This window comes from Finegoldia magna (genome assembly GCF_018371055.1).
GTDB classification, from domain to species: domain Bacteria; phylum Bacillota; class Clostridia; order Tissierellales; family Peptoniphilaceae; genus Finegoldia; species Finegoldia magna_I.
In genome coordinates, this window is sequence record NZ_JAGYZD010000085.1 from 1 (window position 1) to 6,440 (window position 6,440).

Below are 6,440 nucleotides of genomic sequence, written 5' to 3' on the forward strand. Positions count from 1 at the left end.
CGACTATGATACCGCGTAATATAAGGTTAGCAGAAGCTCCAAGCTATGGAATGAGTGCGTTATCTTACGACAAAAATTCCAAAGGATCTATTGCTTATATGAGACTAGCGGAGGAATTTTTATAATGGTTAGAAAAAAAGGATTAGGAAGAGGCTTAGACGCTTTAATACCACAAAATATTATTGAAACGACAAGTTCTGATTCGATTACTAGTGTCGAATTATCTAAAATAATTAGAAGAGAAGATCAACCAAGAACACATTTCGAAAAAGACAAAATACGAGAGTTGGCTAATTCTATCAAGGAATACGGTGTTATTTCGCCGATTATCGTCAGAAAAAAGGACGACAAGTACGAAATAATCGCCGGAGAAAGAAGGTTTTTGGCAAGCTTAGAGGCTGGATTATCTGAAATTCCAGTGATTATTAAGGAAATGGAAGATAGTGAGGTCGCAGAAGTTTCCTTGATTGAAAACATTCAACGTGAGGATTTGAACGCTGTTGAAGAAGCGATAGCATACAAAAACTTGATGGATAACTATTCTTTGACACAAAAAGAATTAGCAGATAAATTATCCAAATCAAGATCTTATATAGCGAATACTTTGAGGCTGTTGAACTTGGATGATTTGTCACTGGAACACTTGAAAAAAGGAGACATCACATCGTCACAAGCGAGAAGTTTACTTGCTATTGAGGATATAAAAAAGAGAAAATCTCTGTTGGATAAGCTTTTAAACAAAAAGACAAATGTCAGAGAGATTGAGAAAGTATCCAAAGAAAATGACCCATTTTTAATGGATATACAAAACAGATTCTTGGAGAAATTCTCTACAAAGGTTAGGATTAAGCCGAAAAGAAAAGGCGGAAGTATAGAGATAGAATATCTATCAAATGAAGATTTAGAAAGGATTATGGAGATATTAGAGCTATGATGTTTATGGATCAAACTTTAGAAGAATTTATTAAAAATGTAAATTCAAAGGAACTTCCTGGTGGGGGTTCTATCAGTGCGTTGACTGCGCTTTTGGGAGTAGGTATTGGAAACATGAGTTTTTATCTAACTGAAGACAAAAAAGTCTTCAAAGCCTTAGATGAGAAAACTCAACAAGAAATAAGAAGTCATGTTGACAGACTTACTGAAATTATTGAAGAATTAAAGGAAAAAATGGTTGAAGACACTAAAAGCTTCGACTCAGTTCTTCAAGCATACAAGCTTCCTAAGGAAACTGACGAAGAAAAAGCTTACAGAAAGAAAATGATAGCAGATGGTTATGTTATTGCTACTGAATCTCCAATGTCTTCTGCGAGAATTATGATGGAAGCTATGGAGCTTATCAAACAAATCGCAAAATATATCGATAAATATGCAATAACAGACCTTTTAGCAAGTGCATATTTATTACAATCTAGTATGAAATCAGTTATGCTTAATGCCAAAATCAACATGAAACAACTTGGTGATGCATCAGCTGTTTCAGAGGAAATCACAGCATTAGAAGACAAATCAGAAGTTTTATTGAGAGAAATCGAAGAAATATCATTCAAGAAAATAGGAGAAGTATAATGGCTTATTTCGATAATGCTGCAACGAGTTTTCCAAAACCAGAGATAGTTTACGAAAAACTCAACGAAGCTACGAGAGAGTTTGCCGCAAATCCTGGTAGAAGTGGGCATAAGTTGTCTTTGAAAATGGATAGGGCGATTTTCAATTCTAGAATGAACATCGCTGAATTTATCGGCGGCACAAATCCACTTAATTTGATTTTCACGTTGAATTGTACTGACAGCTTGAACATCGCTATCAAAGGTCTTGTTAAAAAAGGAGACCACGTTATCACGACTTCTTTGGAACACAATTCAGTTCTTAGACCTCTTCACAAAATGCAAGAAGATGGATTTATCGATTTGACTGTTGTGTACGCAGATGAACGTGGGATTTTGGATGTTAAAAAGGTTGAAGAAGCCATCACCGACAAGACCAGAGTTTGTGTGACGACTGCCATGAGCAATTTGACAGGAACTATAGTCGATTTCTGTAAAATCGGAGAAATCATGCATTCCCACGGAATTTTGTATATCGTTGACGCTGCACAAGCTATGGGTTATTTGGATTTTGATATGAAAAATATGCCGATTGATGTGTTGTGTTTTCCGGGACACAAATCTTTGTTTGGTCCGATGGGAACAGGCGGCTTATATATAAAAGAAGGAATTGATGTCAAGAGTTTGAAACAAGGTGGAACTGGATCTCATTCACAAGATTTAGAGCAACCTGACGAATATCCCGACAGATTAGAATCGGGAACTATCAACGGACCTGCGATTTACGCGTTGTCTGCAGGGGTTGATTTTATCAAAAAAGAAGGACTTGAAAACATCAGAAACCACGAAAACAAACTCAAAAACAGATTTATTGATAGTTTGAAGGACGAAAAGGGTATAATACTTTACGGAAGTTTGGATGAAAACCAAGGTCCTGTCGTGCCTGTAAATGTCGTAGGAATAGGCTCCAGCCAATTAGCACACATCTTAGATGACAAATACGATATTGCGACAAGAGCAGGAATTCACTGTGCGCCACTTGCTCACAAGACAATTCACACACAAGATATTGGTGCGGTAAGATTTTCGTTTGGACATTTCAACACAGAAGAAGAAGTTGACAAAGCTATCGAAGCTTTGAAGGAAATCAACAGAGGAGACAAAGATGGGGCAATTTAATGCGTTGAACACAATATTGATAGTTCTTTTGGTGTTTGTGGCATTAGTTTCCTTAATCAATTTCCGTAAAATCAACATCGTCAACAAAAAAGTAAACCGTGTCAAAAGAAGATACGATGCGCTTTTTAGGGCACAAGATGGAGATATCGAAGATATTTTGAATCAAAATTCACTGGATATCATTGCGAATAAAAACAAGCTAGAAGAATTGGAAAAAACATTAGAATCCGTAGAGAATTTGCAAGCTATATCACTACAAAAAGTAGGGCTTGTGAATTACGATGCGTTTGAATATTTGACAAACAAACTGTCGTATTCACTATGTTTGTTGGATGCAAACGACAACGGGCTCATCATAACTTCGATTTTCGGAAGAGAACAATCTACAAGCTATATCAAAATCATAACAAACGCTAAATGTAGCGAGAAACTAAGCGACGAGGAAAATGAAGCTTTGAAGAAAGCTTTAAAATAAAACATGTAATAAAGGAGAAGAAAATGGATATATTTGAATCATTAAAATCAAAAATTTCAGGAAAAAACTTGAGAATCGTATTTCCTGAAGGAGAAGAACTAAGAATTTTGAAAGCAGTAGCTAGATTAAATGAAGAAAAAATCATAACTCCTGTTATTTTAGGTGATGAATCTAAAATCAAAGAATTAGCAAACCAAGAAAACTTGAACATCGAAGGTGTTCAAATCATCAACCCACTTACAGCAGATGATTTCGATGAAAAGGTAGAAAAATTTGTTGAAAGACGTAAAGGCAAAAACACTGAAGAACAAGCTAGAACAATGTTAAAAGATGTTAATTACTACGGAACAATGATGCTTTATTGCGACGAAGTAGACGGTCTTGTATCAGGAGCAGTTCACTCAACTGGAGACACTGTAAAACCAGCACTTCAAATCATCAAGACAAAAGAAGGCACTAAGCTTGTATCAGGAGCTATGGTAATGATAGGACCAAATGGCGAAAGATACGTATTCTCTGACATTGCCATCAACATAGAATTATCAGAAGAACAATTGGCAGAAGTTGGGGTTGTAAGTGCTGAAACTGCAAAACTTTACGACATCGATCCAAAAGTTGCATTCCTTTCATTCTCCACAAAAGGATCTGCAAAACACCCATTTGCAGAAAAAGTTGCCAACGCTACTAAACTTGCAAAAGAAATGGCTCCAGAATTACCAATCGACGGAGAATTACAATTTGACGCAAGTATCGTGGAATCTGTAGGAAAACAAAAAGCTCCAGGTTCAAACGTAGCGGGACACGCAAATGTGTTCGTATTCCCAGATTTACAAGCTGGTAACATCGGATACAAAATCGCTCAAAGATTAGGCAAATTCGAAGCAATAGGACCAATCCTTCAAGGAATGGCAAAACCTGTTAACGACTTATCTCGTGGATGTAACGAAGAAGACGTATACAAACTAGCTCTAATCACAGCAGCTCAAGCATTATAACGTGAAAAACAACAGACTATTCACACTAATAACATATGTCGTATTCTTGTTGTTTTCGGGATTTCTAGTAGAAATAGCAATATCAGGAAAGAACTTAACAAGAATTATGCTGATAGTTTTCGTAGCATCATTATTAGTAGTGACTAAAATGATTTTCGATAGAAGAGATGAGGACATATCATCTCTTAAAGAATTGAGATTGTATTTGATTGCAAGTGCGGCAGTATCCATAATGGCGATTGTAAAATATCTGAAAGAATTTTCATTTACAAGGATATATATGCCATTTGCGTTTGCAATAATCATACATCTAGTTTATACAATAATATACAAAAATAAATCAAAAAGACAAAGATAGGTGAAAGCCTATCTTTGTCTTTAAGGAGATAAAATGGAGTTAATTAATTTCATATATATGTTCTTCTTTTATGCAGTTTTTGGGTATATTTGGGAAGTGATCTGGGTGAGCTTTAACCAAAAGAAACTCACAAACAGAGGGTTCTTGTACGGGCCATTACTTCCAATATATGGGTTTGGAGCAGTGTTCATCACACTTTTTGTTGATCACGCAATAGAGAGATTTAACGATTCTTACATCGTAATATTTTTCTCGGGACTTATAATCGCAACGGTATTGGAGTTTATAACAGGATATTTAATTGAAAAATTATTCAAAGTAAGATATTGGGATTACACAGAAAGATTTATGAACATAAAAGGGCTGATATGCCTCAGATCATCACTGTTTTTCGGAGTTATGTCCATATTCATGATGAATTATTCCAATAAATACATACTTGAACTTACTGAAAAAATCAAAAACAGCAACTACAACTTCGTGATTTACATTCTTATAGCTATATTTTCAGTAGATGTTGTGATTTCAGTAAAACAAGCTTATGGATTTAGATATATAATTGAATATCAAGAAAAATTGGAAGCATACTTGAACGAAATCAGAAAAGATGTCAAGCTCAAAGCGTTGGAAGGATCACAAACACTAGAAGCTGATTTGTCGGAAATAAGGACTGCTCTTCGAGACAGAATAGAAAATGTTGAAATCAAGAAATCCTTCATAGAAAACAGCGCCAAAATATTAGAAGACAGAATTGAAAGAGAAACCAACCTAAAAGAAAAACTCAAAGAATTGTTGGATGAAAAAGTTGAAAGCGACGAAAAAGTCGAACTAATCCACGATAGAATCGACAAAGTCTATGATAAAAGGCTTAAAAGATTACAAACTCACCAAAAAAACATACAAAGAGTTGCAAAGAGAAACGATATAACTTACAAAAAATAAAAATAAGCAGATGTCTTATACGGCATCTGCTTTTGCTGTATTCAAAACACATATTTATACAGAATTATTTTGCATAAAATTTCATTATTTCTTCGGCACACTTTTCGCTATTTTCATTATTTATTTCCAGTTCAAAATCTTTTGCTTTGACTGCGTAATTGATGTCGTAGTATTTCGTAATCAAACTTTCTATCACATAATCGTAGTCTTCGTCCTCTAGTTTATCAATCAAAATGGAGGAGTTATTCTTGCCAATGTATTTGGACAAATGATTTATCCCTTTTTTAATATCCTCCAAAGCATCGGAATTTTTCAAATAATCTGTTTTTATTCTATCTATTCTATCTTGAAGGCTTGAATTTATCATAACTTGATGATGTGAACCGTTGTATTTTTGTCTCAAAGATTTGGGAACATTAATTCTTCCTATTTTGCTACTTTCACATTCCACAAAAACAGGAGAATTATCGAAACTTTTGAGCTTATCAAACAACAAACTTTCGAACATTTTTTGCGATGGTTGATTTTTCAATCCGGCATTTCCAAGGATGGAGCCTCTGTGGTTTGCAAGTTGTTCCAAGTTGAGGACGTTTTTGCGAGAATTTTGCAAAATATTCAGAATTTCTGTCTTTCCAACACCAGTGTAGCCTTTGATATTTACGTATTCGTGTGAATTAATAAGCTTATCTAAGTTTTCAATAATATGTTTACGGTAAGCTTTGTATCCTCCTTTTAGCCTGTAAATGTCAAGCCCCATGGATTTCATTATATTAAAAAGCACCGTACTTCTCATTGATCCTCTGTAACAAAACAAGCAGACGTTGCGATTTTCACTCAAACCCAATAACTTCATGTAAATGTCTTCTAGTTTTACAGATGCATATCTTATCGCCAATTTCTTTGCACATTCGTGATCTCCTGCATCATAAATCGTTGAGATTTCCACT

General features: G+C 34.9%; 9 protein-coding genes. 8 read left to right on the forward strand and 1 reads right to left on the reverse strand.

Features of this window, described 5'->3' with window-relative positions; translation table 11 throughout:
- From KHW44_RS04920 to KHW44_RS04955, 8 genes are all read left to right on the forward strand, one after another.
- Positions 1-125, forward strand: a 125-nt coding sequence (locus KHW44_RS04920) for a ParA family protein (RefSeq protein ID WP_369680516.1), incomplete at its 5' end; no start/stop codon positions are given.
- Complete coding sequence (locus tag KHW44_RS04925; protein ID WP_294684762.1) at positions 125-934, forward strand: ParB/RepB/Spo0J family partition protein; 810 nt, start codon at positions 125-127, stop codon at positions 932-934. The genes KHW44_RS04920 and KHW44_RS04925, both read left to right, overlap by 1 nt.
- Positions 931-1,566, forward strand: coding sequence for a cyclodeaminase/cyclohydrolase family protein (locus tag KHW44_RS04930; protein ID WP_304066688.1), 636 nt, complete (start codon positions 931-933; stop codon positions 1,564-1,566). Before KHW44_RS04925 ends, KHW44_RS04930 begins: the two co-directional genes overlap by 4 nt.
- Positions 1,566-2,723, forward strand: a complete 1,158-nt coding sequence (locus tag KHW44_RS04935; protein WP_304066691.1) for an aminotransferase class V-fold PLP-dependent enzyme — start codon at positions 1,566-1,568, stop codon at positions 2,721-2,723. The genes KHW44_RS04930 and KHW44_RS04935 overlap by 1 nt, the downstream gene beginning before the upstream one ends.
- Complete coding sequence (locus KHW44_RS04940) at positions 2,710-3,198, forward strand: DUF4446 family protein (protein ID WP_304066694.1); 489 nt, start codon at positions 2,710-2,712, stop codon at positions 3,196-3,198. Before KHW44_RS04935 ends, KHW44_RS04940 begins: the two co-directional genes overlap by 14 nt.
- A 23-nt stretch (positions 3,199-3,221) precedes the next feature.
- On the forward strand, positions 3,222-4,193 hold the full coding sequence (gene pta / locus KHW44_RS04945) for a phosphate acetyltransferase (RefSeq protein ID WP_294684757.1): 972 nt from the start codon (positions 3,222-3,224) through the stop codon (positions 4,191-4,193).
- A gap of 1 nt (position 4,194) precedes the next feature.
- Positions 4,195-4,551 (forward strand): hypothetical protein, encoded by a 357-nt coding sequence (locus KHW44_RS04950; protein ID WP_304066699.1) that lies wholly within the window; start codon positions 4,195-4,197, stop codon positions 4,549-4,551.
- A 33-nt stretch (positions 4,552-4,584) separates the two neighbouring features.
- Positions 4,585-5,493, forward strand: coding sequence for a hypothetical protein (locus KHW44_RS04955; RefSeq protein ID WP_304066702.1), 909 nt, complete (start codon positions 4,585-4,587; stop codon positions 5,491-5,493).
- Between the two features lie 64 nt (positions 5,494-5,557).
- Here KHW44_RS04955 and mnmH read toward each other — a convergent pair.
- On the reverse strand, positions 5,558-6,440 hold an 883-nt coding region (gene mnmH, locus KHW44_RS04960; protein WP_304066705.1), incomplete at its 5' end, for a tRNA 2-selenouridine(34) synthase MnmH.